The organism is Hydrogenophaga luteola (assembly GCF_042648585.1).
GTDB lineage: Bacteria > Pseudomonadota > Gammaproteobacteria > Burkholderiales > Burkholderiaceae_C > Hydrogenophaga > Hydrogenophaga luteola.
Genome location: NZ_JBHRXX010000007.1, coordinates 678176 through 704043, shown reverse-complemented (window position 1 = coordinate 704043; position 25868 = coordinate 678176). Strand labels below are relative to the sequence as shown.

The window sequence follows — 25868 nt, the reverse complement described above, 5'->3', positions numbered from 1 at the left end:
GCGCCTTCGCGGGTGTAGTTCAATGGTAGAACGGCAGCTTCCCAAGCTTCATACGAGGGTTCGATTCCCTTCACCCGCTCCAGAATGACGAAGGCCCCGTTGCGCAAGCAGCGGGGCCTTCGGCTTTGTGGGTAGCGGGTCGGTCAGATCAGCGGTACGCCGGTCTTGCTCTGGATCTCTTCGCGCGTCACGCCATCGGCCAGCTCCACCAGCTTCAGGCCTTCGGGGGTCACGTCCATCACTCCCAGGTCGGTGATGATGCGGTCCACCACGCCCTTGCCGGTCAGCGGCAGGGTGCACTCGGGCAGGATCTTCAGGTCGGTGCTGCCGTCCTTCTTCTTGGCCACGTGCTCCATCAGCACGATGACGCGCGGCACGCCGGCCACCAGGTCCATGGCGCCGCCCATGCCTTTGACCATCTTGCCGGGGATCATCCAGTTGGCCAGGTCGCCCGTCGCGGTGACCTGCATGGCGCCGAGGATGGACAGGTTGATCTTGCCGCCACGGATCATGGCGAAACTGTCGTGGCTGCCGAAGATCGACGAGCCCTTGATGGTGGTCACCGTCTGCTTGCCGGCATTGATCAGGTCGGCGTCGACCTCGTCCTCATACGGGAACGGGCCGATGCCCAGCATGCCGTTCTCGCTCTGCAGCCACACCTCGACGTGGTCGGGCACGTGGTTGGCCACCAGCGTCGGGATGCCGATGCCGAGGTTCACATAGAAACCGTCCTGCAGTTCCTGGGCCGCGCGCGCGGCCATCTGGTCTTGGGTCCATGCCATGTTCGTGCTCCTTACTTGCGGTCGCGGGTGGTGCGCTTCTCGATGCGCTTTTCGGGCGTGGGGTTGTGCACGATGCGGTGCACGTAGATGCCGGGCAGATGCACGTCGTCCGGTGCGATCTCGCCGGTGGCCACGATGCGCTCGACCTCCACGATGCAGACCTTGCCGGCCATGGCGGCGGCCGGGTTGAAGTTGCGCGCCGTCAGGTTGAAGCGCAGGTTGCCGGACTTGTCGGCCACATCGGCCTTGACCAGCGCCACCTCGGGGAACAGCGCGTGCTCCATCACGTAGGTCTCGCCATTGAACTCGCGCAGTTCCTTGCCGTCGGCCACGATGGTGCCGACGCCGGTCTTGGTGAAGAAGGCCGGGATGCCGGCGCCGCCGGCGCGCAGCTTCTCGGCCAGCGTGCCCTGCGGCGTGAACTCAAGCTCGAGTTCGCCAGCCAGGTACTGGCGCTCGAACTCCTTGTTCTCGCCCACGTAGGACGAGATCATCTTCTTGATCTGCCGCGTCTGCAGCAGCTTGCCCAGTCCGAAGTCGTCCACGCCCGCGTTGTTGGAAATGGCGGTCAGGTTCTTCACGCCCGAATCGCGCAGCGCGTCGATCAGGGCCTCGGGAATGCCACAAAGGCCGAAACCGCCAACGGCGATCAGCTGGCCATCGGCCACCACGCCCTTGAGGGCTTCGGCCGCGCTGGGATAGATCTTGTTCACGTGAAAAGACTCCAGTGGTTGAACAGACAAGGATCAAAAATTCGTGTGCCGGAACGATACTACGTATCCATATACGTAGTTTGACCTAGAGACTAACCCGCACACCCCCATGGACCGGATCGACTACCGCCTCGCCTTCGACCTGGCCCCCGTGGGTCTCGCTCTCTCGCGCCAGCGCACCATGGTGGACTGCAACCGGGCCCTGTGCGAGATGTTTGGCGCCACGCGCGAGCAGCTCGTGGGGCAGAGCTTCCGCATCCTCTATCCCAGCACCGACGAATACGAGCGCACCGGCGCGCGCATCGAACCCATCATCAAGCGCGGGGCCAGCACCTACGCGGACGAACGCATCATGCAGCGGGTGGACGGCCGCTTCAAGGGCGAGACCTTCTGGTGCCACGTGACCGGCCGCGCGCTGGACCCGGCCGACCCGCACGCCGCCGGCATCTGGAGTTTTGAAGACCTGAGCGCGCGCCGGCCAGTGGGCGCCGCACTGACCCCGCGCGAACGCGAGGTCGCCGCCTGCCTGATGGACGGCCTGACCAGCAAGGAAATCGGCAAGCAGCTGGGCATCAGCCACCGGACGGTCGAAATCCACCGCGCCCGGCTGATGCGCAAGTACCAGGCGCACAGCACGCCCGATCTGGTGCACCGGCTGCTGGCAGGGACCGGCGCGAGCGCGGTCAATGCAGTTTGAGACGGCCGGACACGCGTTTTTGCAGCAGCCGTGCCAGCGCCAGCACCATGGTCTTGCCCAGGCCAAGAATGGCCCGGTGGTGGTTCAGGTGCAACGACATGTACATCCATTTGGCGATCAGGCCCTCGACAAAAAAATTGCGTCCAGCCAGACCACCCATCAGGTTCCCCACCCCTTTGTTGTCGCCCAGGGACACCAGCGAACCAAAGTCGCGGTAGACAAAGGGTTCGGTGACCTCCCGCTCGCGCAGCGCCGCGCCCAGCACATGGGCCAGGTATTCGGCCTGCTGATGCGCCGCCTGGGCACGGGCCGGCACGGTTTTTCCGTCTTCCCAGGGACAGGCCGCGCAATCGCCCAGGGCCCAGATGTTCGGGGCAGAGGTGCACAGCCGTTCGTCCACCACGAACTGGTTGAGCCGGTTCACTATGAGGCCCAGTTGAGCGTTGCTGTCGGCGGCCTTGATGCCGGCAGCCCAGACGATCATGTCCGCCTCCACCGTGCCCTCACTGGTCACGACACCCCCCTTTTGCAGTGCCGTCACCCGCATGCCGGTGCGCACCTGCACCTGCTTGCGCTTCAGGGCCAGGCTGGCCTGGTCCGAAATCTTCTCGGGCAAGCCCCCCAGAATGCGCAGACCGCCTTCGATGAGGGTGATGTCCAGCCGGAAACGCTGTCCTGATCCCAGGCTCTCCTGAATCTCCGCATGGGCCTCCAGCAGCTCAGCCGACAACTCGACCCCCGTGGCACCGCCCCCCACGATGGCCACCGCCAATGAGCGCTTCTCCGAGAAAGCCGCGCGGGCGCAGGCGGCCAGCCAATGCCCGTGAAACCGCTGGGCATCCTGCACGTTTTCCAGCATGTAGGCGTGTTCGATGCCGGGCGTGCCGAAGGCGTTGGAACCGCTGCCCAGCGCCAGCACCAGCCAGGAGAAGCTGACCGTGCGCCGTGGCACGATGACGCCCCCTCCGCTGTCCAGGATCTCCGAGAGCGTGATGGTCTTGCGCCCCGCATCCAGCGCCTCCAGCGACCCCAACGCGAAACCAAAGTGGTTTCGCCGGGCCAGCACCGTGTAGGAAAGCCCTTCCTGGTGCACATCCAGCGTGCCGGCGGCGACCTCGTGCAGGGTGGGCTTCCAGATGTGGAACGTGGCGCGATCGACCAGCAGCACGCGCTCGCGTCCCTCGCGAGGCCCGAGACGGCGGCCCAGGCGTGCCGCCAGTTCCAGCCCACCGGCGCCACCGCCCACGACAACGGTATCGAAGTGCATAGGGATTCGCCCGGTCACTGCGGCTGGTAGCCGGAGTCCTTGATGATCCTCGCCCAGACGTCGCGGTAGGCCGCCTCGCGCTTGCCGAGTTCGGCGCCACTCATGTACCCCACGGTCAGGCCCATGGCGGTCAGCCGGTCCTTCACATCGGACTGCGCGATCACCTTCTGCAGCGCGGCGGCCAGCTTGTCGAGTTCGGCCTTGGGCGTACCGGCGGGCGCGAACAGGCCGTAGTACGGCAGCTCCTCGAAGCCCTTGATGCCCAGTTCGGTGAAGGTCGGCACCTCGGGCAGTGCGGCCTGGCGCTGGGTGCCCATCACGGCGGCCACGCGCAGCTTGCCGGCTTTGTGGTTCTCGATGAAGTCGGGCACCGAGCCCACGCCGGCCGGGATGGTGTTGCCCAGCATGTCGGCCATCATGGGTGCGCTGCCCCGGTAGGGCGCGGCCACCAGATCCAGGCCGAACTGCTTGCCGATCACCTGCACCGCAAACTGCGGCGTGGACGCGGGCGCCGGGATGCCCATGGTGGCTTTGCCGCCGGCCGCCTTCACGCCGTCGATCCAGGCCTTGAAGTCGCGCGCCGGTGTGCCACCCGACAGCGCCACCGCGTTCACGAAGGTCGCGAAGCCGGCCACCGGCGCAAAGTCTTTGGCCGGGTCGAAGCCCGGGTTCTTCATGGTCAGCGGCAGGATGGACACGCTGTGGTCGTGGCTCAGGAACAGGGTGTGGCCGTCGGGCGCGGCCGCCTTGAGCGCCTGCGCCGCCAGTTGGCCACCCGCCCCGGCCTTGTTCTCGACCACCACGCTGCGGCCCAGCTCGGTCTGCAGACGTTCACCCAGGATGCGGGCAATGGCGTCGGTGCCACCACCCGCCGGAAAACCGACCAGGATTCGCGTGGTTGACGCCTGTGCGTGAGCCGTGAACGGCGACAGCAGGACCGATGAAGTGGCGAGTGCTGCGAACGTGCGCAGCATCCATGAACGGCGGCTTGAGATCATGACGGACTCCTTTGAATTGAACGATGTTTAAAGTTTTGACGAATGTTTTTGGCATTGATCAATGATCAGACCGATCACAGCCCATCTGCCGGGACCACCTCGGCCGCCGTGCGGAAGGCCTCCACCGCGGTCGGGATGCCGCAGTAAATGGCGGCGTGCAGCAGGACCTCCTGGATCTCCGCCGGCGTGGCGCCGTTGTTGAGCGCGCCGCGCACATGCCCCTTGAGTTCGTGCTGCTTGCCCAGCGCGGTCAGCATGGCAACCGTGATGAGGCTGCGGGTCTTGCGGTCCAGGCCCGGCCGCTGCCAGACGTCGCCCCACGCGGCGCGCGAGATGTGGTCCTGGATCGGCTGGGTGAAGGGCGTGGCGCTGGCCAGGGCACGGTCGACAAAGTCGTCGCCCATCACCTCGCGGCGGGTCTGGAGGCCTCGGTGGTACTGCTCGTCTTGCATGATTTGTTCCCCAGGTGTCAGAGTCGGCTCAACGCGCGAGGATAAGCTGGCCTTTTGCCCAGAACCTGACCGGAGACAAACATGAGCGAGCGCTACCCCCTGCCCGACCTGAACAGCCTGCCCGACGACCTCAAGGCCAAGATCCTGGAGGTGCAGGAGAAAGCAGGCTTCGTGCCCAATGTCTTCCTGGCGCTGGCCCGCCGCCCGGCCGAATGGCGCGCCTTCTTCGCCTACCACGACGCCCTGATGGCCCCCGAGTCGGTCGGGCGCAGCTCAGGCCTGAGCAAGGGCGATCGCGAAATGATCGTCACCGCCACCAGCGCCGCCAACCACTGCCTGTACTGCGTGGTGGCCCATGGCGCCATCCTGCGCATCTACGAGAAGAAGCCGCTGGTGGCCGACCAGGTGGCAGTCAACCACCGCAAGGCCGACATCCCGCCGCGCCAGCGCGCCATGCTCGACTTTGCGATGAAGGTCTGCCTGGCCTCGCACGAAATCGACGACGCCGACTTCGAAGCGCTGGCCGCCCACGGTTTCAGCGACGAGGACGCATGGGACATCGCCGCCATCACCGCCTTCTTCGGCCTGTCCAACCGCATGGCCAGCTTCAGCGGGATGATGCCCAACCCCGAGTTCTATCTGATGGGGCGGGTGCCTAAGTCGAAGTGAGGCGGGGCGGCCCACCGGCCGCTTCGATGAGAGCGCGGGCGTGGTCGGACATGGGCACCGACTTCTGCTTCGGGAAGTCGACCCACACGATGGTGGCCCCGCCATTGGCGTACACCGTGGCCGGGTCGTCGGTGCGCAGCATCTCGTGGAAGGTGTCGAACGAGGTCTTGCCCATCGTGCCGACATAGGTGCGCACCAGCACCTCACCGGGGAATTCGAACTGCCGGATGAAGTTGCAGAAGGCGTTGACGATCACCGGGCCCTCGCCCTGCGGGTCGGCCGGGAGGCCCATGCCGAAAAACCAGTCCAGCCGGGCGATCTCCATGTAGCGGAAATAGATCGTGTTGTTGACGTGGCCCATGGCGTCCATGTCGCCCCAGCGGATGGGCACCACGATTTCATGCACCAGGCGTTTCTCGGCGGGCAGTTCGAGTTTCATGTTGTAGATCCGTTATCGGTGCGCGCGAATCGACGCCATGATGCCGGCGATGAACAGTGCACAAGCCAGCAGTTCCAAAGGCGCCGGCCATTCGCCGCTCCAGGAAAAAGCGTAGATCAGCGCGAAGACGGTTTCGCTGACGATGAGCTGGCCCGCCAGACTGGTGCTCAGACGGCGGCTGGCCACGTTCCACAGCACCGAGGCCACCCAGGCCGCGCCGATGCCGGTGATGGCGCAGACCATCAGAAACAAGCCAAAGTCGGGGCGCTGGACCAGCGCGCCGACCGGGCTGCCAGCGACCAGCCACAGGCCCAGCGAGCCCAGGCCGGCCGCCACGCCCAGCCAGTTGGCCCACAGCGTCGAGTCCACGTCCGGGTGCTGGCGCATCCAGCGTGCGTTCAACAGGCCAAAGGCGGTCCAGGACACCATGGCGAGAACCGCCCAGCCGATGCCAACCCACAAACCAGGGCCGCCAGCGGACGCACCGTCGTTCGACTGCATCACCATCAGCGCCAGCCCACCTGCGGTCAGCAGCAGGCCGGGCAGCAACGTGGACCAGCGAAGGTGCTGCGGTTTTCCCAGCAGCATCAGCCACAGCGGAATGGTGCCGATGATCAGCGCCGGCAACGCGGCTCCGGCCGCCTCAATGGCCCAGACCAGCAGCAGGTAGTACCCGTTGTAGCCCAGCGCGCTCAGCCACAGGGCGTCGATGGCCTGCCTTGCCGTGGGCAGGCGCAACCGGCCCCGCAGCGCGGTGAAAACCAGAAAGCCGAGTGCGAACAGCGCGCTGGCGAGGTAGCGCCCCACCGTCAGGTCGGTGTGACGGACATCGGGCAGCAGCAACGGGGCGACGAAGGTCGTGCCCCAGAACGCCCCCGCTCCCAGCCCGGCCGCGATGCCCGCCGCCATGCCGGTCGGCAGGCTCGCTGCCACGCGCTCAGACACCGAAACCGTCATCCGCCGCGATCACTGCACCATTCACAAAGTGGCTTTCGTTGGACGCCAGCATGACCAGCACGGCGTCCAGATCGGTCGGCTGACCCACCCGCTTGCGCGGCAGCATGCCGATGAGCTTCTGGCCCTGCTCGGTCTGCCAGTGGTGGTGGTTGATCTCGGTGTCGATGTAGCCCGGGCAGATGGCGTTCACGTTGATGCCGAACTTGCCCCACTCCACCGCCATGGCCTTGGTCATCTGCACCACGGCTGCCTTGCTCATGCAGTACACGCCGATCTGCGGCAGCACCTTCAGGCCCGCCATCGAGGCGATGTTGATGATGCGGCCACCGACGAAAGTGCCCGGCGCCGCGCCCTTGGCGCGAGCGAGCATGCGCCGGGCCACTTCCTGGGCCACGAAGAAGGCGCCCTTGGTGTTGGTGTCGAAGACATAGTCGTAGTCTTCTTCCGTCACGTCCTGCAGGCGCTGCGTGGTGCTCACGCCCGAGTTGTTGACCAGGATGTCGATCGGGCCGACCTCGGTCTCCGCGTGGGCGACCGCCGCCCTGATCGAGGCGGTGTCGGTCACGTCCAGGGCCACCACATGCGCATCGCCCCCCTCGGCCTCGATGTGCGCACGCAGCGCCATCAGACGGTCGGTGCGGCGGCTGGCCAGCACGACGGCCGCGCCGGCCTTGGCCAGGGTCTTGGCAAACTGCTCACCCAGGCCGCCGGAAGCGCCGGTGATGAGGGCCACGCGGCCCGAAAGGTCGATCTGGTAGGTCACGGGATAATCTCCGGGCAGGTGCAAATTAGCACGATCGTTCGATTTTCTGGCGCCGCAGCATAGAATGCTGTCCGCCCGACGACAGGCGCCGCGCCAGGTGGCGGCAAAAGTACAAAACCATTATCCGCGAGACCCCCCATGACCTCTGAAGAAATCCTTGCCCAGTTCGGCCCGCGCGAAGCCATGGAATACGACGTGGTGATCGTCGGTGGCGGACCGGCCGGCCTGTCCACCGCCATCCGCCTGAAGCAGCTGGCCGCCGAGAAGGGCAGCGAGGTCAACGTCTGCGTGCTGGAGAAGGGCTCCGAGCCCGGTGCCCACATCCTCTCGGGCGCCGTGATGGACCCCAAGGCCATCACCGAGCTGTTCCCGAACTGGAAAGAACTGGGCGCGCCGCTGAACCAGCCCGTCACCGGTGACGACCTGCTGGTGCTGAGCGAAACCGGTGCGCAGCGCACGCCCGACTGGCTGATGCCGCGCAACTTCCACAACGAGGGCTGCTACGTCATCAGCCTGGGCGCGGTCACCAAGTGGCTGGGCGAGCAGGCCGAAGCCCTGGGCGTGGAGATTTTCCCTGGCTTTGCGGCTGCGGAGGTGCTCTACAACGACGACGGGTCGGTCAAGGGTGTGGCCACCGGCAACCAGGGCATCGGCAAGGACGGCGAGCCGATGGACAGCTTCCAGATCGGCATGGAGCTGCACGCCAAGTACACCGTGTTCGCGGAAGGCGCGCGCGGCCACCTGGGCAAGCAACTGATCGCCAAATACAAACTTGACGAAGGCAAAGACGCCCAGACCTTCGCCATCGGCATCAAGGAGCTGTGGGAGATTCCGGCCGAGAAGGCCAAGCCCGGCCTGGTGGTGCACACCGCCGGCTGGCCCCTGGCCGACGACACCTTCGGCGGCGGTTTCCTCTACCACCTCGAAGGCAACAAGGTCACGTTGGGCTATGTGATCGGCCTGGACTACCAGAACCCCTGGATGAGCCCGTTCGAGGAGATGCAGCGCTGGAAGACCCACCCCAGCATCAAGGCCCACATCGAAGGCGGCAAGCGCCTGGGCTACGGCGCGCGCGCGCTGAACAACGGCACGCCCCAAGCCCTGCCCAAGACGGTGTTCCCCGGCGGCGCGCTGGTCGGCTGCGACGCCGGCTTCCTCAATGCCGCGCGCATCAAGGGCAGCCATGCCGCCATCAAGAGCGGCATGCTGTGCGCCGAAGCCGCCTTCGAGGCGGTGGCGGCGGGCCGTAGCAGCGACGAGCTGACCGCATTCGAGACTGGTTTCAAGGCCAGCTGGCTGCATGAAGAACTCTGGACCTACCGCAACTTCAAGAACTGGTTCAAGAAGAGCCCGCTCATGGGCAAGCTCATGACCGGTGTCGAGCACTGGTTCCTGCCCAAGGTGGGCGTGAGCGTGCCGCCCTGGACGCTGCACAACACGGTCAAAGACCACACCAAGCTGCGCCCCGCGGCCGAAATGCCCAAGATCGCCTACCCGAAGCCGGACGGTGTGATCACCTTCGACCGACTCTCCAGCGTGTTCGTCAGCAACACCAACCACGAAGAGCAGCAGCCGGCGCACCTGACGCTCAAGGACGCCAGCGTGCCGGTGGCGATCAACCTGGCGAAGTACGCCGGCCCCGAGAGCCGCTACTGCCCGGCCGGCGTGTACGAGTTCGTCGAGAAGGATGGCGCCGAGCAGCTGGTGATCAACGCGCAGAACTGCGTGCACTGCAAGACCTGCGACATCAAGGACCCCACACAGAACATCGTCTGGGTCACGCCCGAGGGCGGCGGCGGTCCCAACTACGCCGGCATGTGAGCCCTGTGGCTTCCTGACAGCAGCCGCCCTTCCGGGCGGCTTTTTTGTGCCCGCGTTTGGTTGCAAAAGGATACAGAACCCGTATCCTCGATATGGCTTTTGCCCGCCATGACCTACGCCCACCTCTACCGCCACCGCTGGCTGCTGATCCGCCTGCCGATCGTGCTGGCCGTGTCAGCCTTGGCCGCCGCGGCCTGGTGGTGGCTGTACCCGATGCCACCCACCCAGCTGACGATCAGCAGTGGCCAGGCGGACGGGGCCTACCAACGCCATGCCATGCGCTACGCCGAGGCCTTGTCCCGCCACGGCATTTCGCTGGAGATCCACTCGTCCGAGGGCTCGGCCACCAATCTGCAGCGGCTGCAGGCCCACCCACCCCAGACCGACCTGGCCCTGGTGCAAGGAGGGTTCGGCTGGTCGTCGGCTTCAGGTGCCGCCCGCAGCGCGGCCGATGTCCAGACCCTGGGCAGCGTAGACATCGAGGTGCTGTGGCTGTTCAGCCGAGAACAGCCGATGACCACCCTGCTCGACCTGGCCGGCAAACGGGTGGCGGCCGGCCCCGAGGGCAGCGGCCACCGGGCCATGCTGCTGCGCCTGCTGAAACAGATGCACGTCGACCTGGGCCAGGTGGCGCTGACGGCGCACAGCGGTGTGGCCGCACGCGATGCTCTGCTGCGGCACGAAGTGGATGCGGTGTTCATGGTCGCTGCGCCGAGCGCGCCCGGTATCGCGGCCCTGCTGGCCGCACGGGGTGTTCACCTGGCATCGCTTCGCCGCACAGCGGCCATCTCGGAACGCAACAACTACCTGGAAAACCGGCTGCTGCCCGCGGACGCACTTGGCCCTGGCCAGCCACCGGCCGACACACCGGTGCTGACCACACCGACGCACCTGCTGGTACGCCAGGACCTCGACCCCGCTCTCAAACGCCTGGCGACCGCCGTGGCGATGGAGGTGCACGGCGGCGCGGACGCATTCCATCGCGCGGGTGAGTTCCCGGCCCTTCGCTTCAGCGACTTCCCGTCGGCCCCCGAAGCGCGCCGGGTGCTGTCCCAGGGCCTGGGTGGCCTGGAGGCTCTGCTGCCTTTCTGGTGGGCGCAGGTGCTGCAGCGCCTGCTGCTGATCGGCACACCCATGCTGCTGCTGGCCCTGGTGCTCGCGCGGCTGGTGCCGGCCTGGGTGCGCTGGCGACTGGAGCACCGCGTCACCCGCTGGTACGGCGAGCTGCGGTTCATCGAGCACGACCTCGCCAACAACGCCGTCAACCTGGGCGGCATGGACCTCAGCCGCATCCACGGGCGACTCAATGGCATGGAGATGGCCATCGTCGGCGAAGGATTGCCGCCGGAACTGGCGCAGCGCTGCTACGCCCTGCGCCAGCATGTGAACTTCGTGCGGCAACGGATCCGGGAGTACCGCGGCCGATGAAGATCCTGCTGCTCTACCAGCGCCGCTGGTTCCTCATCTACCTGCCGCTGCTGCTCCTGCTGTGTGCGTCGGTCGTCGCCATCCTGTGGGTCTGGAAGCCGCTGCCGCCCCAGCGCGTGGTCATCGGCACCGGCCCAGGCCAGAGCAGCTACCTGGAACTGGCCCGCAATTACGCGGCCCGGCTGGAGCACCTGGGCATTCAGGCCGACATCGTCGCCCACGACCGGCCCCAGGAAGCGCTGGACCGCATGGCCGCGGGCGAGCGCGGTATTGATGTCACCTTCGCACAGGGCCTGTACGCGCCCAAGAGCGCGGCGGTGCAGGCGCTCGCGGTGGTGGGCCATGAAATCGTGTGGGTGTTTGCGCGCGCGGGCATCGACCACCTGGAACAGCTGCGCGGCGGGCGCGTGGCGGCGTCGGTGCAAGGTTCGTCCAACCGCATCGCGGCCGACCTGCTGCTGCGCCACGCCGGGCTGGCCAGGGACGAGGTGGCGTTCACGGACGACGTCGGCGACAGCGCGATCAACGCCATCACCACCGGTCGGGTGGACGCCGTGGTGCATGTGGCGACCGGCGACTCGCAGACCGCGGCCACCCTGGCGCGGCTGGACGGCGTGCGCCTGCTGGGCGTGGAACGTGCCGGGCAGCTGGCCTCGCGCGAGCCCCGGCTGCGCGCCCTGGTCATGCCCCAGGGCTCGATCGAACTGCGCGCCAACCTGCCGGCGGCGGACCTGCCCACCATGGTCACACAGACCCATCTGATGGTGCGCGAGGACCTGCACCCGGCGCTGCAGCGCGCACTGGTGGACGTGGCTGGCGAGCTGCACGTGATGTCCGGTTTCCTGGAAGGCCAGGGGCTCTACCCCACCGCCGTCGGCAGCAACTACCCGGTGTCCCCGGTGGCCCGGACGGCGCTGCGCGGTGGTCGCCCCTGGATGGAGACCATCCTGCCCTACGGCATGGCGCAGTGGGCCGAGCTGGTGCTGTACGCGCTGCTGCCCGTGGGCCTGGCGGGCACCATGCTGCTGCTGCGGGCGCCCCGCTACATCGACTGGCGCGTCGACGCCGCCATCCTGCATTTCTACGGCGAGCTCAAGTTCCTGGAAGAAGACCTCTCCAGGAACCCCAACCCCGACCCCGCCCGGCTGCGCGCTGCGGCCCGTCGCCTGGTGACTCTTGAGCAGCAGGTCGACAAGATGGAACTGCCCGACCGCTACGCCGACCGCTGGTACACGCTGCGCGAACACCTGCATCAGGCGCGGACCCGGGTGCTGGCCGCGCCGCAGACCGGCCCTCAGTCCATCCCGCAGACCTGAGCCGGCTGCGCTACATTGGCGCGCCATGACCGCTCCCCGACTGCACCCCGACCTGATCGAGCAACTTCATACCCTGGCCGCTGGCCCCCGCCGGCTGCTGGGCGTGGTCGGCCCGCCTGGCGCGGGCAAGTCCACCCTGGCGGCGCTGATGGCGCAGGCGCTCGGCGAGCGCGCCCAGGCCGTGCCCATGGACGGCTACCACCTGGCGCAGATCGAACTGGAACGGCTGGGCCGCGCGCAGCGCAAGGGCGCGCCGGACACCTTCGACGCCGCCGGCTACGCCGCCCTGCTGCGTCGCTTGCGCCAGCAGTCCGCCGACGAGACGGTGTACGCGCCCGATTTCCGGCGCGAGATCGAAGAACCTGTGGCCGGCGCCCTGCCCGTCTTTGCGGCTACACCACTGGTCATCACCGAAGGCAACTACCTGCTGCTGGACGACGACCCGGCCTGGGCACCCGTCGCCGACCTGCTCGACGAGGTCTGGTACCTCGACGTACCTGCGGATTTGCGGCTGGAGCGGCTGGCCGCGCGCCACGTGCAGTTCGGCCGCACGCGCGAGCAGGCGCTGGCCTGGATCGCGCAGACCGACGAACCCAACGCGCGGCGCATCGAGGCCTCGGCCCACCGCGCCCGGCGACGGTTGACCTGGGACGAGTGTCTCGGCCAGTTCGCGTAACCGTCGGACGCGGCCCTGCGCCGGGCGTGTCGCTGTTTCTGCACCGCAACATCTCCCCCGCCCAGGGTGCCCAGACTCAGGGGTTCATAAACGTCGCTTAAGTGACCCCACTTATCATCCTTAAGTTTTGTATCTCCTCGGCAGACCCCACGCTCCGAAGGGCACCAGAGCAGATCCCGGACCGGGCCGGCAGGCACCGCCAGGGGACACAACAAACAAAACGGGTGGTCTTGCATGCATCAGGCGCTCTCCAGCGAGCCAACAGGTCAATCCCCGCGCAAAGTGGCCCTTCGGTCGCTGGCAGTCGCGTTTCTCGCCGTCCTCCTGGTCTTCCTGCAGGCCCGGCTCAGCCGCGATCTCCAGATCGTCTTTGACCTGCGGGTCGAGCGCCCCGGCCCCTACCAGCTCTACCTGGCCGACGACCTCGGCAACTTCAGCGAGCGGTTGAACTACACCCGCTCGACGCGGGCGGGCGAGTGGCAGCGCCACACGATCAATGTGAACACGCTGCGCAAGGTGACACAGGTGCGCATGGACCCGACCACCATGCCCGGCCGGGTGGACTTCGGCGCGCTGGAACTCAGAAGCCGCTGGGGCCTGCTCACCCTGCAGGGCCCCGCCCTGCGCGAGGCCATCCAGGGCATGAGCGACCTCGCCGTGGTCGCGGTCGAGCCCGAAATGATCCGCTTCCAGGTCACCGGGGCCGACCCCCACTTCGTGTACCGGCTGCCCAAGCAGGTCATCAGCCCGCCTACGCGCCAGATCTGGCCCGTGGCGCTGGGTTCAGCCCTGGTCGCCGGCCTGGTGTGGCTGGCCGCGGAACTGGCCCTGGGCTGGATGCGCCGCGAGCGCCCGCGGTGGCACCAGGCCCTGTGGCAGACCGTGGCCCGCGGCTGGCTGCTCCCGCTGGTGGTCTGCCTGGGTCTGACCTGGAAGGCCTCGGACCGCATTTCCAGCGACCCGATCGTCGGCGACGGCATCCAGAACATGCTGATGGCCGTGAACCTGTTCAAGCACGGCACCTTTTCGCTGGACAACAACAGCAACCCCAACCCCCGGCCCACCAACTTCCGAGAGCCGCTGGACCCGCTGGTGGTGGCGCTGCACCTGAAGCTGGCCGTGCCGGACGCGGTGGACCGGCCCATGGCCGACTTCCGCTCCGGCGACCTCACGCGCACCATCAAGCTGAGCAACCTGCTGTGGGTGTTCCTTGGCCTCGCGGGCATCTGGGCGCTGACGCGGCGGCTGGGCGGCAGCAACCTGGCGGGTGCCGTGGCCACCGGCCTGAGCTTCCAGATCTTCTTCCATGGCGGCACCTACATCGACACGCTCTACACAGAGCTCTCTACCGCCACGCTCATGATCTGGGGGACCTACGGCCTGCTGCGGGCGGTGCAGCAGCAGTCGCTGGGCTGGTTCTTCGGGTCGGGCATGCTGATGGGTCTGCTGGCCCTGGGCAAGGCCGCGTTCGCCTACATCGGGGTCGTTGCCGTGCCGCTGCTGATGGCGGCCCTGCTGATCGCCCGGCGTCCCGACCGGTTTGCCTTCTCGCAGGTGGTCGTGTGGGGGCTGGTGATGGGGTTCGCGTTCCTGCTCACCCTCTCGCCCTGGCTGGTGCGCAACTACGTGCACTTCGACAACTTCCGCATCAACGAGCGCGGCGGCCTGATCCTCTGGGGCCGTGCCCACATGAACAACATGAGCAACGAAGAGGTGCTCGGACTGGTCTACGACCACAGCCCCACGCTGTACCGGCGCGCCGTGGCCGGCACCCACCTGGGTGAGAGGCCGGGCGACTTCGAGCGCGGCGGCCGCTGGCAGCGCATCAATCGCCACCTCTCCACCTTCTGGGAGTCCGACCGCCGCGCCGCCTACGAGGGGCATCCCCAGGACGCCATCAGCTTCCACTACAACCTGGCGGCGCAATACAACCAGCGGGTGTTCCGCAAGCGCGACGCGGGCCACCCCTACCCCGACCAGGCCGTGGGCGATGAGCTGAAGCGCGAGGCCATGGCCATGCTCAAGGAGCGCCCCTGGCGCCATGTGGCCATGACGGCCGCCTTCTTCTGGCACGGTTTCTGGAGCTTCAAGAAGGTCGAGGTGCCCCTGGTGTCCATCGAGACGCAGGACGCCATCGGCGAGCTGCTCAACATGTTCGCTGGTGTGGCCCTGTTCGGCGTGTTCTGCTACGGCCTGCTGCGGCGCCACGCGCAGTGGGTGGCGGTGACCGTGCTGCCAGTGGGTCTGCTGATGTTCTACGCCTTCCTCAGCCACAACATCCCGCGCTACTCCACACCAGCCCACCCGATGATGCTGCTGGCGCTGGTGCTGGTGGTGCGCACGCTGTGGCTGCGCTGGCGGCGCCGGCAGCATCCCCCCGGCCCCGAGCGGGTCGTCGGCTGAGGCCCTTCCCATCCGCCAGGCGTTTCACAACAACGACATGAAACAGCGGCACAGTGCCCGCTCGTCGTTGGAGTGAACCATGCTGATCAAGACCGAAAAAGGTCGCCTTGAACTGCGCCCCGGCCACCGCAGCCTGGGGCAGCGCGAGCGTGCCATGCTGCTGGTGGCCGATGGCCAGCAGAGCGAATCGAAGATGGCCGAGCTGTTCCAGGGCGATGGCCGACGACTGATCGATCAACTGTTGGCCCAGGGCTATCTGGTGCGGGAGGCGTCCGGCGTCGGCCCGTCGCCCTCACCGGAGTCACCACCGCAGCCGCGGACACCTGCATCGCACGGCGAACAGTTCGCAGGCACCCGCTCGCTGGCAACCGCGCGCATGTTCCTGTTCGACCTGAGCGAGCGGCTGTTCGCCCCGCGCGACAAGGCGCTGGCCAACCGCTACCGGGACGCCCTGCGCGAGGCGCGCGACCCCGAGGCCATGCTGGCCGTGGGCCGGGCCCTGATCGCCGACGTGGAGGCCCTGGCGGGCAGCGAACGCGCGGACGGCATCAGCGAGCGACTGGCCAAGCTGCTGCCGGCCGGCCTGCTGGAAAACAGCGCCTGAGCCCGGACGATGACCGCCCGGGCGGTCGATTCCGGTAAACTCGCGCGATCAGGAGAGCGCTCCCCCGTGGAGCCGCCGAAGGCGCAGGCGGTCGTTGCAACGGCCCTGAACGCTCAGGCAAAAGGACTGATGACCACTGGCCGCAAGGCCGGTGTCCCCCACTGGAGAGAGGTGGCCCTGGCGGCCATCCACCGAAGGAGCAAGTGCGGCATCGCCCGCGCGAATCTCTCAGGTAAAGCGGACAGAGGGGGCAGCTCACGGATGCACCGTGTCGTCGCCGTGGCCCCGTGCCATGGCATCTGCCCCCACCACCGAGGTCCGCCCGTGTCCGCTCCTGCCGACTCCTCCGCCCTGCTCCAGACCCCGCTGAACGCCCTGCACCTCGAACTCGGTGCGCGCATGGTGCCCTTCGCCGGCTATTCGATGCCGGTGCAGTACCCCGAAGGCCTGATGGCCGAGCACCACCACACGCGCCGCTCGGCCGGCCTGTTCGACGTCTCGCACATGGGCCAGTTGCTGCTGTCCGGCCCGGATGCCGCGGCCGCGTTCGAGAGCCTGATGCCGGTCGACGTGATCGGCCTGGGTGTGAACAAGCAGCGCTACGGCCTGCTGCTCAACGACGCGGGCGGCATCATCGACGACCTGATGTTCGTCAACCGTGGCGATCACATTTACGTCGTGGTCAATGGCGCCTGCAAGCATGGCGACCTGGCCCACATCCAGGCCCGCATCGGCGGCCGCTGCACCATCACCCCGCAATTCGACCGCGCCCTGCTCGCCCTGCAGGGACCGCTGGCGGTCAGCGCGCTGCAGCGCCTGCTGCCCGGCGTGGAGAACCTGGTGTTCATGACCGGTCACGGCTTCAACTGGAACGGTGCCGACCTCTATGTGACCCGCAGCGGCTACACCGGCGAAGACGGCTTCGAAATTTCGGTGCCCGCCGCCAGCGCGGATGCCTTCGCCCGCGCGCTGCTGGCGCAACCCGAGGTCAAACCCATCGGCCTGGGCGCGCGCAATTCGCTGCGCCTGGAGGCCGGCCTGTGCCTCTACGGCAACGACATCGACACCACCACCACGCCGGTCGAGGCCGCGCTGAACTGGGCCATGCAGAAGGTGCGCCGCACCGGTGGCGAGCGCGCCGGCGGCTTCCCCGGCGCCGATGTGGTGCTGGCCCAGCTGGACGGCACCCGGCCCCTGATGCGCAAGCGCGTGGGACTGGTGGCGCTGGAACGTGTGCCGGTGCGCGAGCATGTCGAGCTGCAGAGCCTGGACGGCGCGAAGATCGGCGAGGTCACCAGCGGTCTGCTGGGCCCCAGCGCTGACAAGCCGGTCGCCATGGGCTACGTCAGCCCTGAACTCGCCGCCGCCGGAACACGCGTGAACGCCCTGGTGCGCGGCAAGGCCGTGCCGATGGAGGTCGCGCCCATGCCTTTTGTCCCGAACCGCTATTACCGCGGCTGATCCTTTCCACCTGTCTCATCTTTTCACCGGAGCCCACCATGACCACCAAGTACACCGAAGACCACGAATGGATCACCGTTGACGGCGGCATCGCCACCGTCGGCATCACGCACCACGCGCAGGACGCGCTGGGCGACGTGGTGTTCGTCGACCTGCCCGAAGTGGGCAAGAACTTTGCCCAGAAAGACGTGGCCGGCGTGGTCGAGTCCGTCAAGGCCGCGGCCGACGTGTACATGCCCGTCAGCGGCGAAATCACCGAGGTGAACGAAGCCCTGCGCGCCGACCCGGCCCTGGCCAACAGCGACCCGCTGGGCGCTGGCTGGTTCTTCAAGGTCAAGCTCAGCGACGCCTCGCAAGTCGACGCCCTGCTGGACGCCACCGCCTACGACGCTTTCACCAAAGCCGCCTGAATCCCCGCACTGACCTCCCGAGAGCCGCGCCATGCTGATGCCGTCCGTCAAACCCTTGGGTGAACTCGAAAACGCCAGCGAGTTCATCGCCCGCCACATCGGCATCAGCGAAGCCGATGAAGCCCACATGCTGTCGGTCATCGGCGAGGCCTCGCGCCGCGCGCTGATCGACTCCATCGTGCCGCGCAGCATCGCGCGCAGCACGGGCATGGACCTGCCGCCCGCGGTCACCGAAGCGACGGCGCAGGCCGAGCTCAAAGCCATCGCGTCCAAGAACAAGGTCTTCAAGAGCTTCATCGGCCAGGGCTACTACGGCACGCACACGCCGGGCGTCATCCTGCGCAACATCCTCGAAAACCCCGCCTGGTACACCGCCTACACGCCCTACCAGGCCGAGATTTCGCAGGGTCGCATGGAGGCACTGGTCAACTTCCAGACCATGGTGACCGACCTGACCGGCATGGCGATCGCCAACGCCTCCATGCTGGACGAGGCCACAGCCGCTGCCGAGGCCATGACCCTGGCCAAGCGTTCGGTGAAAGCCAAGGGCAACACCATCGTGGTGGCCGGCGACGCGCACCCGCAGACCATCGAGGTCGTCCAGACCCGCGCGAAACCGCTGGGCCTGACCGTGAAGCTGGCGAACTCGGCCACCGAGTGGGCCGAAGCGCTGAAGGGCGACGACTACTTCGCCGTGCTGGCGCAGTACCCGTCCACCAGCGGCCGCATCGACGACCTGCGCGCCGAGGTGCAAGCCGTGCACGCCAAGCAGGCCGCCTTCATCGTGGCCGCCGACCTGCTGGCCCTGACCCTGCTGGTGCCCCCGGGCGAATTCGACGCCGACATCGTGGTCGGCACCACGCAACGCTTCGGCATGCCCATGGGCGCGGGCGGCCCGCACGCCGCCTACATGGCCTGCCGCGACGAGTACAAGCGCTCGCTGCCTGGCCGCCTGGTCGGTGTGAGCGTGGACACCCACGGCAACCCGGCCTACCGGCTGGCGCTGCAGACGCGCGAACAGCACATCCGCCGCGAGAAGGCCACCTCCAACATCTGCACGGCGCAGGTGCTGCCGGCCGTCGTGGCCAGCATGTACGCCGTGTACCACGGCCCGCAGGGCCTCAAGCGCATCGCCCAGCGCGTGGCCGCCTACACCGCCGTGCTGGCCGCCGGCCTGCAGCAGCTGGGCCACACGCTGACCAGCGAGTCGGCCTTCGACACGCTGACCGTCAAGGCGACCGACGCCGCCCAGGCCAAGGCCATCGTGACCAAGGCACTGGCCCAGGGCGCCAACCTGCGCCTGTCCTGGGGCCAGTTCGTCAGCATGTCGCTGGACGAAACCACCACCCGCGAAGACATCGCCCTGCTGTGGTCGGCGTTCGCGGCCGACGGCCAGGCCCTGCCCTCGTTCGACGCCTTCGAGAAGGGCGTGGAGCCGCTGATCCCGGTCGAGCTGCGCCGCACCAGCGCCTACATGACGCACCCGGTGTTCGACAGCCACCACAGCGAGACCGGCATGCTGCGCTACATCCGCGCGCTGTCCGACAAGGACCTGGCGCTGGACCGCAGCATGATCCCGCTGGGTTCCTGCACCATGAAGCTCAACGCGACCAGCGAGATGATCCCCATCACCTGGCCGGAATTCGCGGGCGTACACCCCTTCGCCCCGGCCGACCAGCTGCAGGGCTACAAAGAGCTGGACGAGCAGCTGCGCGCCTGGCTGTGCCAGGCCACGGGTTACGCCGGCATCAGCCTGCAGCCCAACGCCGGTTCGCAGGGCGAATACGCCGGCCTGCTGGCCATCCAGGCCTTCCACGCCTCGCGTGGTGAGAGCCACCGCAACATCTGCCTGATCCCCTCGTCCGCCCACGGCACCAACCCGGCCAGCGCCCAGATGGTGGGCCTGCAGGTGGTGGTGACCAAGTGCGACGAGAACGGCAACGTGGACATGGCCGACCTGAAGGTCAAGTGCGAACAGCACAGCGCGAACCTGGCCGCCGTGATGATCACCTACCCCTCGACGCACGGCGTGTTCGAGACCACGGTCAAGGAACTCTGCGCGCTGGTGCACCAGCACGGCGGCCGCGTGTACGTGGACGGCGCCAACATGAACGCGCTGGTCGGCGTGGCCGCGCCGGGCGAGTTCGGCGGCGACGTGAGCCACCTGAACCTGCACAAGACCTTCTGCATCCCGCACGGGGGTGGCGGCCCGGGCGTCGGCCCGGTCTGCGTGGTCGAAGACCTCGTGCCCTTCCTGCCCGGCCATGGCCGTGGCGCCGAGCCGGGTGGCGTCTGCGGCACGCCCGAGTCCCAGCATGCGGTGGGCGCCGTCAGCGCGGCACCGCTGGGCAATGCGGCCGTGCTGCCGATCAGCTGGATGTACATCCGCATGATGGGCGCCGACGGCCTCAAGCACGCGACCGAGGCGGCCATCCTCTCCGCCAACTACATCAGCAAGCGCTTGGCCGACCACTACCCCACGCTGTACGCCTCGGCCAACGGCCACGTGGCGCACGAGTGCATCCTGGACCTGCGCGGCTTCAAGGAAACCTGCGGCGTGATGGCCGAGGACGTGGCCAAGCGGCTGATGGACTACGGCTTCCACGCCCCGACGTTGTCCTTCCCGGTGGCCAACACGCTGATGGTCGAACCCACCGAGAGCGAGACGCGCGAGGAGCTGGACCGCTTCATCGACGCCATGATCGCGATCCGCGAAGAGATCCGTCGCGTGGAGAAAGGTGAGTGGCCGCAGGACGACAACCCGCTGAAGAACGCGCCGCACACCGCGGCCAGCGTGCTCAAGAGCGAGTGGCCCCACCCCTACCCGCGCGAAGTCGCCGCCGTGGCGAACGGCCACGCGGTCAACACCAAGTACTGGCCGTCGGTGGGCCGCGTCGACAACGTCTACGGCGACCGCAACCTGTTCTGCAGCTGCGTGCCGGTGAGCGAACTGGCGTGAGAAGGAGCGGTGCCTGCGCGGATTAAGTTCCCTCTAAGAAGAGGGTCCAAGACTCGGAGTGCGTGCCCAGTCGTGCACGCACTCCCGCCCCCGCGGCATCCCTTCCCTCACATCACATGTCTGCACATCATCGAATCCGCATCGTCGCCAAGCCCCTTGCGTGCCTGGCCATGGCCTTCTTTTCGTTGTCGTCCCACGCCGACGGAACACACAAGCACTGGAACTACGAACGGGGCCATGAAGGCCCCATGCACTGGGCCGAGCTCGACCCCTCTTTTGAAACCTGCGGCAAGGGGCAGCTGCAAAGCCCCATCGACATTCGCCAGGCGGTCAAGGCTACCTTGCCTGCGCTTCAGTTCACCTACAACCCGGTCCCACCGAACCTCACCAACAACGGTCACACGATTCAGGTCAACGTGCCCCCCGGGCAGACGCTGACCGTCGGCGACCAGACCTACGAGCTGCTGCAGTTCCACTTCCACACCCCCAGCGAGGAAGCGGTCAACGGCAAGCGCGCCGCGATGGTGGCCCATTTCGTTCACAAGAATGCCGCGGGTCAGCTGGGTGTGATCGGCGTGCTGATTCAGCCGGGCAAGACCAACGCCGCCTACGCCCCTGTGTTCGACCACCTGCCGCGCAAGGGTGAACACATCACGGTGGACGATCTGCAGCTGAACCTGGGCGCCTTGCTGCCGGCCAACAAGGCGTACTACCAATACGCAGGGTCGCTGACCACACCGCCCTGCTCCGAAGGCGTGAACTGGATGGTGCTCAAGGAGCCCGTGCGGCTGGGCGCAGAACAGATCAAGACGTTTCGCCGCATCTTCAACGCCAACGCCCGCCCGATTCAGCCCGGTCATGGCCGCTTGATCAAGGAATCCGAGTGAGCACCCGGGCTTGAACGGCTTTGAGTTCGCACAGACGCCGGTGGGATTCGCCCCACCGGCGTTGTTCATTTCTGCGGCAGGCGCCAGCCGGGCAGCTGCCAGTCGAAGGCGATGGCCAGCAAGCGGCTGCCGGTGGCCACGGCAATCCCCACCAGGCTCGCCAGTTCGGAACCCAGGCCCAGCGCTATCAGCCCGAGAAAGGCGAGGCTGCCCGCCACTGCACACAGCGCATAGGGCCGGTGGTCCTGGTAGACCTTGGGCACCTCGTTGCACAGCACGTCGCGCGCCACGCCGCCCACGATGGCGGTGGTCGCGCCCATCAGCGCGCTCACGCCCGGCGACATGCCGGCCGCCACCGCGATGCTGGTGCCCGAGATGGCGAACAGGCCCAGACCGAACGCGTCGGCCCACTCCATCAGCCGGGTGCCGGTGTCGCGCAGCGCCAGCTTCAGCCACCAGGGCGCACTGATCACCATGGCGAACACCATCCAGAGGTAGGCCTCGTGCTCGACCCAGAACAGCGGCCGGCGGTCGAGCAGCAGGTCGCGCACCGTGCCGCCGCCGAAGGCGCTGACGAAGGCCACCGAAAATACCCCCACCACGTCCATGCGCTTGCGCATGGCCTCGATCAGCCCGGACATGGCGAAGGCCACCGTGCCGCCCACCTCGATCGCGATCAGCAAGGCCGTGAGTTTCATGCGGCCCCATTCTGGACCAGCCAGCCCGCCAGCCACTCGCGCAGGATGCGCAGCGCCGGGGCTTCCTGGCGCTGGCTGAGCGTGACCAGGCCGAAGCGCGCGGTGGCGTCCAGCGCGGGCGACATGCGCAGCGGCACCAGCCCCGGCGCGGCTGCGTGGGCGGTCAGCACGATGGCCTGGCTCTGGCGCGCCACCTCGACGATGGTCTGCGTCTCGTCGCTGCGCAGGGTCACCATGTCGTCCGGGTTGGCCTGCGGGCCGTAGCGGCCGATGAGGATGCGCGCCACCTCGTCGCTCAGCGGCGTGGAGGCGATGGGGTAAGCCAGCACGTCCTCGATGGTCGCCGGCCGCCCGAGCTGCACCAGCGGGTGGTCCGGCCGCACCAGGAAACCCGCCGCCAGCTCGAAGGTCTGCGCGATGGCCAGGTCGGCCGCCGGGCGCACCGAACGCACGTCCAGCACCGCCGCGTCCAGATGCTGCTCGCGCAGTTCGTCGATCAGGACCGTGGTGTTGCCGCGCGAGATCTGCAGCTGCAGCCTGGGGTGGTGCTCGCCCATGTGCAGCATCAGCGGCACGGACAGCAGCGCGCCCGGCCCCGAGCTCAGGCCGATGCGCAGCGTGCCAATCAGGCCCGCGTGCAGGCCCTTGCCGGTCTGCTTCAGGGCCTCGGCATCGGCCACCAGGCGGCGGGCACGCTGCAGCACTTCGTGGCCGAACGGCGTAAGGGCAATGCGCCGCCCGAGCCGGTCGAACAGGCGCCCGCCCAGCTCCTCCTCCAGCCCCTGGATACTGCGTGTGAGCGCGGGTTGTGTGAGATACAGGGCCTTGGCCGCCTGCACGAAGGCCCCGAGTTCGGCCAGCACCACGAAGTGCCGCAGCTGCACCAGCGTCATTCGGAAACCTCCAATCGAATGCATGGTTCGTTGATGATCAATGCATTGGACTTTAATTCAGGCGGTTCCTAACATGCAACAAAGTTCATGTTTCAGGAGCGCTTTGCATGGATCGCCTCAGTGACGCCGCCGTCGAACAGTTCATCTCCGTGCGCCGCGACATCCACCGCCACCCCGAGCTGGCGTTCAGCGAGCGCCGCACGGCGGCCCTTGTCGCGGCCCAGCTGGGCGCCTGGGGCTACGAGGTCACGACCGGCCTGGGTGGCACCGGCGTCGTAGGCCAACTGAAGCGCGGCACATCCGACCGCACCCTCGGTCTGCGCGCCGACATGGACGCGCTGCCCATCGCCGAAGCCACGGGCGCGGCCTGGGCCAGCTGCACCCACGGCGTGATGCACGCCTGCGGCCACGACGGCCACACCGCCATGCTGCTGGCCGCGGCGCAGCACCTCGCCACGCAAGGCAACTTCGACGGCACGCTGAATCTGATCTTCCAGCCGGCCGAAGAAGGCGGCGGTGGCGCGCTGAAGATGATGGAAGACGGCCTGTTCCAGCACTTCCCCTGCGACGCCATCTTCGCCATGCACAACATGCCGGGCATCCCGCAGGGCCGGCTGGTGTTCCGCGCCGGGCCGGCCATGGCCTCGTCCGACTACGCCACCGTCACCTTGCACGGCCACGGCGGGCACGGCGCCATGCCGCACAAGGCGACCGACGTAGTGGTGGCCGCGGCCTCGCTGGTGATGGCGCTGCAGACCGTGGTCTCGCGCCATGTCGATCCGCTGCAGCCGGCCGTGGTCACCGTGGGCGCGATCCACGCGGGCGAGGCCAACAACGTGATCCCGGCCGAGGCGCGGCTGGAGATCAGCGTGCGCACGCTGGACCCGCAGGTGCGCCGCAGTGTGGAGCAGCGAATCCGCGAACTGGTGCAGCTGCAGGCGCAGAGCTTCGGCGTGCGAGCCGAGATCGCCTGGCGGCCCGGCTATGCGGTGCTGGTCAACGACGCCACACAGACCGCCCGCGCGCTGGCGGTGGCACAGAAGCACTTCCCCGCGGAGCAGATCGACCCGCAAGGCCCGATGGTCAGCGGCAGCGAGGACTTCGCCTTCATGCTCGAACGCGTGCCGGGCAGCTACCTCTTCATCGGCAACGGGGCCGACGGCGAACCCGGCGCCTGCATGGTGCACAACCCGGCCTACGACTTCAACGATCTGAACATCGCCCCCGGCGCGGCCTACTGGATCGCGCTGGTGCAGGACCTGCTTTCCCCCGCCCCCTGAGTTTTTGCCCCTCGACAACCACACCGGAGACAAACCATGAACGCCCGCATCCGCATCCACTTCGCTCTGGCCGCCGCCGCGCTGGCCACCCTCGGCCTGGCCGGCACCGCTGCCGCCCAGACCTTCCCGTCCAAACCGGTCACGATGATGGTCCCCTACCCCGCCGGCGGCCTGTCGGACGTGATCGCGCGCTCGGTCAACACCACCCTGGGCAAGCAGCTGGGCCAGCCGGTGATCGTGGAAAACCTGGGCGGCGCCAGCGGCTCCATCGCCGCGGCCAAGGTGCTCGGTGGCCCGAGCGACGGCTACACCATCTTCCAGGGCTCGCCCAACGAGCTGATCCTCGCGCCGCTGGCGATCTCTTCCATCAAGTTCAAGAGCGAGGACTTCCGCCTGGTGCAGATGATCGCCACGGCGCAGATCGCCTTCCTGGCCAAGAAAGACCTGCCGGTGAACAGCGTCGACGAGTTCCTCGACCACGCGCGCAAGGCCGCCAAGGACGGCAAGCCGCTGACCTTTGCCAGCGTCGGCCCCGGTTCGTTCTACCACCTGCTGGGCGAGCACCTGTCCAAGGTCACCGGCATCCCGATGATCCACGTGCCCTACAAGGGCGCTGCGCCGGCCGAGCAGGACCTGATGGCCGGCCAGGTGGACTTCTTCCTCGCACCCTACGGCAAGAAGTACGACGAAATGCAGAAGCAGGGCCGCGTGAAGGTGCTGGCCATGCTCAACAGCGAACGCCTGGAGAGCGTGAAGCAGTACCCGGCGATCAGCGAGAGCAAGCAGCTCAAGGACTTCACGTTCAAGATCTGGACCGGCTACTTCGTCAAGCGCGACACACCCGAACCCGTCGTGGCCGCGCTGCACAAGGCCATCACCGGCACCCTGGGCGACCCGGCCGTGCTCGCCGCGCTGGAGGCCAACAGCCAGCTGCTGCCCAGGCCGCAAACCCTGGCCGAAGCCGACAAGGCCTATGCCGATGGCACTCAACAGTTCCGGGCCATCGTCAAATCCATCGGACTGCAGGCACAATAAGCGCCTTTCTTCCGTCGATCGGGAGAGACCGGCGCCCCCAGGGAAGGCCGGCGCCGAAGGAGCAACCGCCCCGGAAACTCTCAGGCAAAAGGACCGATCGGCGTTCAGCGCGCGCTCAGCGCAACACTCTGAAGAGTGGCCGGGATTCGTCCCCCGGCCCACCGCAGGAGCAAGCCAGCCCACACCGGGCCGGTGAATCTCTCAGGTCACAAACAGAGGGGGTCATGGTCCGCACACGGTGTGCGGGTCGTGCCCATCCC

Annotated in this window: 24 protein-coding genes, 1 tRNA gene and 4 riboswitches; of the genes, 15 read left to right on the top strand and 10 right to left on the bottom strand. The window is 67.6% G+C overall.

Annotated elements, in window-relative coordinates; translation table 11 throughout:
* Nucleotides 1-8: 8 nt before the first annotated feature.
* Nucleotides 9-82: transfer RNA gene (locus ACFOPI_RS18115), tRNA-Gly, on the top strand.
* A 61-nt stretch (nucleotides 83-143) separates the two neighbouring features.
* Here ACFOPI_RS18115 and ACFOPI_RS18110 read toward each other — a convergent pair.
* A complete protein-coding gene (locus ACFOPI_RS18110; protein WP_382176872.1) occupies nucleotides 144-782 on the bottom strand; it encodes a CoA transferase subunit B in 639 nt (212 codons plus the stop codon).
* A gap of 11 nt (nucleotides 783-793) precedes the next feature.
* The gene (locus ACFOPI_RS18105; protein WP_382176870.1) at nucleotides 794-1495 is read right to left on the bottom strand and encodes a CoA transferase subunit A; all 702 of its coding nucleotides are present in this window, start codon (nucleotides 1493-1495) and stop codon (nucleotides 794-796) included.
* Between the two features lie 109 nt (nucleotides 1496-1604).
* Here ACFOPI_RS18105 and ACFOPI_RS18100 point away from each other — a divergent pair, with 109 nt between their 5' ends.
* Nucleotides 1605-2192, top strand: coding sequence for a LuxR C-terminal-related transcriptional regulator (locus tag ACFOPI_RS18100; protein WP_382176867.1), 588 nt, complete (start codon nucleotides 1605-1607; stop codon nucleotides 2190-2192).
* Here the strand turns inward: ACFOPI_RS18100 and ACFOPI_RS18095 are convergent.
* The 3 genes from ACFOPI_RS18095 to pcaC all read right to left on the bottom strand — a co-directional run bounded on the left by ACFOPI_RS18095 (nucleotide 2179) and on the right by pcaC (nucleotide 4909).
* A complete protein-coding gene (locus ACFOPI_RS18095; RefSeq protein ID WP_382176864.1) occupies nucleotides 2179-3459 on the bottom strand; it encodes an NAD(P)/FAD-dependent oxidoreductase in 1281 nt (426 codons plus the stop codon). The two genes, ACFOPI_RS18100 and ACFOPI_RS18095, sit on opposite strands and share 14 nt — an antisense overlap.
* A 14-nt stretch (nucleotides 3460-3473) precedes the next feature.
* On the bottom strand, nucleotides 3474-4457 hold the full coding sequence (locus tag ACFOPI_RS18090; RefSeq protein WP_382176861.1) for a Bug family tripartite tricarboxylate transporter substrate binding protein: 984 nt from the start codon (nucleotides 4455-4457) through the stop codon (nucleotides 3474-3476).
* 74 nt (nucleotides 4458-4531) lie between these two features.
* Nucleotides 4532-4909: a 4-carboxymuconolactone decarboxylase gene (pcaC, locus tag ACFOPI_RS18085; protein ID WP_382176859.1), complete on the bottom strand. Its 378-nt coding sequence runs from the start codon at nucleotides 4907-4909 to the stop codon at nucleotides 4532-4534.
* Between the two features lie 81 nt (nucleotides 4910-4990).
* On the opposite strand from pcaC, the gene ACFOPI_RS18080 reads away from it, so the two are divergent.
* Nucleotides 4991-5578, top strand: a complete 588-nt coding sequence (locus ACFOPI_RS18080; protein WP_382176857.1) for a peroxidase-related enzyme — start codon at nucleotides 4991-4993, stop codon at nucleotides 5576-5578.
* Here the strand turns inward: ACFOPI_RS18080 and ACFOPI_RS18075 are convergent.
* The 3 genes from ACFOPI_RS18075 to ACFOPI_RS18065 are packed head-to-tail and all read right to left on the bottom strand — an operon-like array spanning nucleotide 5565 to nucleotide 7737.
* Entirely contained in the window at nucleotides 5565-6017 is a 453-nt protein-coding gene (locus ACFOPI_RS18075; RefSeq protein ID WP_382176854.1) for an acyl-CoA thioesterase, read from the bottom strand. The two genes, ACFOPI_RS18080 and ACFOPI_RS18075, sit on opposite strands and share 14 nt — an antisense overlap.
* 12 nt (nucleotides 6018-6029) lie before the next feature.
* Nucleotides 6030-6950 carry a DMT family transporter gene (locus tag ACFOPI_RS18070; protein WP_382176851.1) on the bottom strand — a complete coding sequence of 307 codons (921 nt, stop codon included), beginning with the start codon at nucleotides 6948-6950 and terminating at the stop codon, nucleotides 6030-6032.
* Between the two features lie 4 nt (nucleotides 6951-6954).
* Nucleotides 6955-7737, bottom strand: coding sequence for an SDR family oxidoreductase (locus ACFOPI_RS18065; RefSeq protein WP_382176849.1), 783 nt, complete (start codon nucleotides 7735-7737; stop codon nucleotides 6955-6957).
* 138 nt (nucleotides 7738-7875) lie between these two features.
* Here ACFOPI_RS18065 and ACFOPI_RS18060 point away from each other — a divergent pair, with 138 nt between their 5' ends.
* The 10 genes from ACFOPI_RS18060 to ACFOPI_RS18015 all read left to right on the top strand — a co-directional run bounded on the left by ACFOPI_RS18060 (nucleotide 7876) and on the right by ACFOPI_RS18015 (nucleotide 21702).
* Nucleotides 7876-9558: an electron transfer flavoprotein-ubiquinone oxidoreductase gene (locus ACFOPI_RS18060; protein WP_382176846.1), complete on the top strand. Its 1683-nt coding sequence runs from the start codon at nucleotides 7876-7878 to the stop codon at nucleotides 9556-9558.
* Between the two features lie 108 nt (nucleotides 9559-9666).
* The gene (locus ACFOPI_RS18055) at nucleotides 9667-10986 is read left to right on the top strand and encodes a TAXI family TRAP transporter solute-binding subunit (protein ID WP_382176843.1); all 1320 of its coding nucleotides are present in this window, start codon (nucleotides 9667-9669) and stop codon (nucleotides 10984-10986) included.
* Nucleotides 10983-12302, top strand: coding sequence for an ABC transporter substrate-binding protein (locus ACFOPI_RS18050; protein ID WP_382176840.1), 1320 nt, complete (start codon nucleotides 10983-10985; stop codon nucleotides 12300-12302). Before ACFOPI_RS18055 ends, ACFOPI_RS18050 begins: the two co-directional genes overlap by 4 nt.
* Nucleotides 12303-12327: 25 nt before the next feature.
* Nucleotides 12328-12978 (top strand): nucleoside/nucleotide kinase family protein, encoded by a 651-nt coding sequence (locus tag ACFOPI_RS18045; protein WP_382176837.1) that lies wholly within the window; start codon nucleotides 12328-12330, stop codon nucleotides 12976-12978.
* Nucleotides 12979-13212: 234 nt separating this feature from the next.
* Nucleotides 13213-15381, top strand: a complete 2169-nt coding sequence (locus ACFOPI_RS18040) for an ArnT family glycosyltransferase (protein ID WP_382176834.1) — start codon at nucleotides 13213-13215, stop codon at nucleotides 15379-15381.
* 79 nt (nucleotides 15382-15460) lie between these two features.
* On the top strand, nucleotides 15461-15985 hold the full coding sequence (locus ACFOPI_RS18035) for a hypothetical protein (RefSeq protein WP_382176831.1): 525 nt from the start codon (nucleotides 15461-15463) through the stop codon (nucleotides 15983-15985).
* Nucleotides 15986-16024: 39 nt separating this feature from the next.
* A riboswitch (glycine riboswitch) is annotated at nucleotides 16025-16124 on the top strand.
* 12 nt (nucleotides 16125-16136) lie between these two features.
* Nucleotides 16137-16240: riboswitch (glycine riboswitch) on the top strand.
* Between the two features lie 69 nt (nucleotides 16241-16309).
* Nucleotides 16310-17446 carry a glycine cleavage system aminomethyltransferase GcvT gene (gcvT, locus tag ACFOPI_RS18030; protein WP_382176828.1) on the top strand — a complete coding sequence of 379 codons (1137 nt, stop codon included), beginning with the start codon at nucleotides 16310-16312 and terminating at the stop codon, nucleotides 17444-17446.
* A gap of 38 nt (nucleotides 17447-17484) precedes the next feature.
* On the top strand, nucleotides 17485-17856 hold the full coding sequence (gene gcvH / locus ACFOPI_RS18025; RefSeq protein ID WP_382176825.1) for a glycine cleavage system protein GcvH: 372 nt from the start codon (nucleotides 17485-17487) through the stop codon (nucleotides 17854-17856).
* A gap of 31 nt (nucleotides 17857-17887) precedes the next feature.
* Nucleotides 17888-20815 (top strand): aminomethyl-transferring glycine dehydrogenase, encoded by a 2928-nt coding sequence (gene gcvP / locus ACFOPI_RS18020; RefSeq protein WP_382176823.1) that lies wholly within the window; start codon nucleotides 17888-17890, stop codon nucleotides 20813-20815.
* Between the two features lie 116 nt (nucleotides 20816-20931).
* Nucleotides 20932-21702: a carbonic anhydrase gene (locus ACFOPI_RS18015; RefSeq protein WP_382176820.1), complete on the top strand. Its 771-nt coding sequence runs from the start codon at nucleotides 20932-20934 to the stop codon at nucleotides 21700-21702.
* A gap of 65 nt (nucleotides 21703-21767) precedes the next feature.
* On the opposite strand, the gene ACFOPI_RS18010 is transcribed toward ACFOPI_RS18015, so the two are convergent.
* Both ACFOPI_RS18010 and ACFOPI_RS18005 read right to left on the bottom strand, forming a co-directional pair.
* Nucleotides 21768-22400: a trimeric intracellular cation channel family protein gene (locus ACFOPI_RS18010; RefSeq protein WP_382176817.1), complete on the bottom strand. Its 633-nt coding sequence runs from the start codon at nucleotides 22398-22400 to the stop codon at nucleotides 21768-21770.
* Nucleotides 22397-23317 (bottom strand): LysR family transcriptional regulator, encoded by a 921-nt coding sequence (locus tag ACFOPI_RS18005; protein WP_382176815.1) that lies wholly within the window; start codon nucleotides 23315-23317, stop codon nucleotides 22397-22399. Before ACFOPI_RS18005 ends, ACFOPI_RS18010 begins: the two co-directional genes overlap by 4 nt.
* Before the next feature lie 83 nt (nucleotides 23318-23400).
* On the opposite strand from ACFOPI_RS18005, the gene ACFOPI_RS18000 reads away from it, so the two are divergent.
* Nucleotides 23401-24573: a M20 aminoacylase family protein gene (locus ACFOPI_RS18000; protein ID WP_382176812.1), complete on the top strand. Its 1173-nt coding sequence runs from the start codon at nucleotides 23401-23403 to the stop codon at nucleotides 24571-24573.
* A gap of 36 nt (nucleotides 24574-24609) precedes the next feature.
* The gene (locus ACFOPI_RS17995) at nucleotides 24610-25608 is read left to right on the top strand and encodes a tripartite tricarboxylate transporter substrate binding protein (protein WP_382176809.1); all 999 of its coding nucleotides are present in this window, start codon (nucleotides 24610-24612) and stop codon (nucleotides 25606-25608) included.
* A 9-nt stretch (nucleotides 25609-25617) separates the two neighbouring features.
* Nucleotides 25618-25714, top strand: a riboswitch (glycine riboswitch).
* Between the two features lie 12 nt (nucleotides 25715-25726).
* Nucleotides 25727-25834: riboswitch (glycine riboswitch) on the top strand.
* The last annotated feature ends 34 nt before the right edge of the window (nucleotides 25835-25868 follow it).

Excerpts from the sequence above, each read along its gene's own strand:
- ACFOPI_RS18110 (WP_382176872.1), bottom strand. The coding sequence starts at position 782 with ATGGCATGGACCCAAGACCAGATGGCCGCGCGCGCGGCCCAGGAACTG.
- ACFOPI_RS18100 (WP_382176867.1), top strand. The coding sequence starts at position 1,605 with ATGGACCGGATCGACTACCGCCTCGCCTTCGACCTGGCCCCCGTGGGT.
- ACFOPI_RS18095 (WP_382176864.1), bottom strand. The coding sequence starts at position 3,459 with ATGCACTTCGATACCGTTGTCGTGGGCGGTGGCGCCGGTGGGCTGGAA.
- ACFOPI_RS18090 (WP_382176861.1), bottom strand. The coding sequence starts at position 4,457 with ATGATCTCAAGCCGCCGTTCATGGATGCTGCGCACGTTCGCAGCACTC.
- pcaC (WP_382176859.1), bottom strand. The coding sequence starts at position 4,909 with ATGCAAGACGAGCAGTACCACCGAGGCCTCCAGACCCGCCGCGAGGTG.
- ACFOPI_RS18080 (WP_382176857.1), top strand. The coding sequence starts at position 4,991 with ATGAGCGAGCGCTACCCCCTGCCCGACCTGAACAGCCTGCCCGACGAC.
- ACFOPI_RS18075 (WP_382176854.1), bottom strand. The coding sequence starts at position 6,017 with ATGAAACTCGAACTGCCCGCCGAGAAACGCCTGGTGCATGAAATCGTG.
- ACFOPI_RS18060 (WP_382176846.1), top strand. The coding sequence starts at position 7,876 with ATGACCTCTGAAGAAATCCTTGCCCAGTTCGGCCCGCGCGAAGCCATG.
- ACFOPI_RS18055 (WP_382176843.1), top strand. The coding sequence starts at position 9,667 with ATGACCTACGCCCACCTCTACCGCCACCGCTGGCTGCTGATCCGCCTG.
- ACFOPI_RS18050 (WP_382176840.1), top strand. The coding sequence starts at position 10,983 with ATGAAGATCCTGCTGCTCTACCAGCGCCGCTGGTTCCTCATCTACCTG.
- ACFOPI_RS18045 (WP_382176837.1), top strand. The coding sequence starts at position 12,328 with ATGACCGCTCCCCGACTGCACCCCGACCTGATCGAGCAACTTCATACC.
- ACFOPI_RS18040 (WP_382176834.1), top strand. The coding sequence starts at position 13,213 with ATGCATCAGGCGCTCTCCAGCGAGCCAACAGGTCAATCCCCGCGCAAA.
- ACFOPI_RS18035 (WP_382176831.1), top strand. The coding sequence starts at position 15,461 with ATGCTGATCAAGACCGAAAAAGGTCGCCTTGAACTGCGCCCCGGCCAC.
- gcvH (WP_382176825.1), top strand. The coding sequence starts at position 17,485 with ATGACCACCAAGTACACCGAAGACCACGAATGGATCACCGTTGACGGC.
- gcvP (WP_382176823.1), top strand. The coding sequence starts at position 17,888 with ATGCTGATGCCGTCCGTCAAACCCTTGGGTGAACTCGAAAACGCCAGC.
- ACFOPI_RS18015 (WP_382176820.1), top strand. The coding sequence starts at position 20,932 with ATGTCTGCACATCATCGAATCCGCATCGTCGCCAAGCCCCTTGCGTGC.
- ACFOPI_RS18010 (WP_382176817.1), bottom strand. The coding sequence starts at position 22,400 with ATGAAACTCACGGCCTTGCTGATCGCGATCGAGGTGGGCGGCACGGTG.
- ACFOPI_RS18005 (WP_382176815.1), bottom strand. The coding sequence starts at position 23,317 with ATGCATTCGATTGGAGGTTTCCGAATGACGCTGGTGCAGCTGCGGCAC.
- ACFOPI_RS18000 (WP_382176812.1), top strand. The coding sequence starts at position 23,401 with ATGGATCGCCTCAGTGACGCCGCCGTCGAACAGTTCATCTCCGTGCGC.
- ACFOPI_RS17995 (WP_382176809.1), top strand. The coding sequence starts at position 24,610 with ATGAACGCCCGCATCCGCATCCACTTCGCTCTGGCCGCCGCCGCGCTG.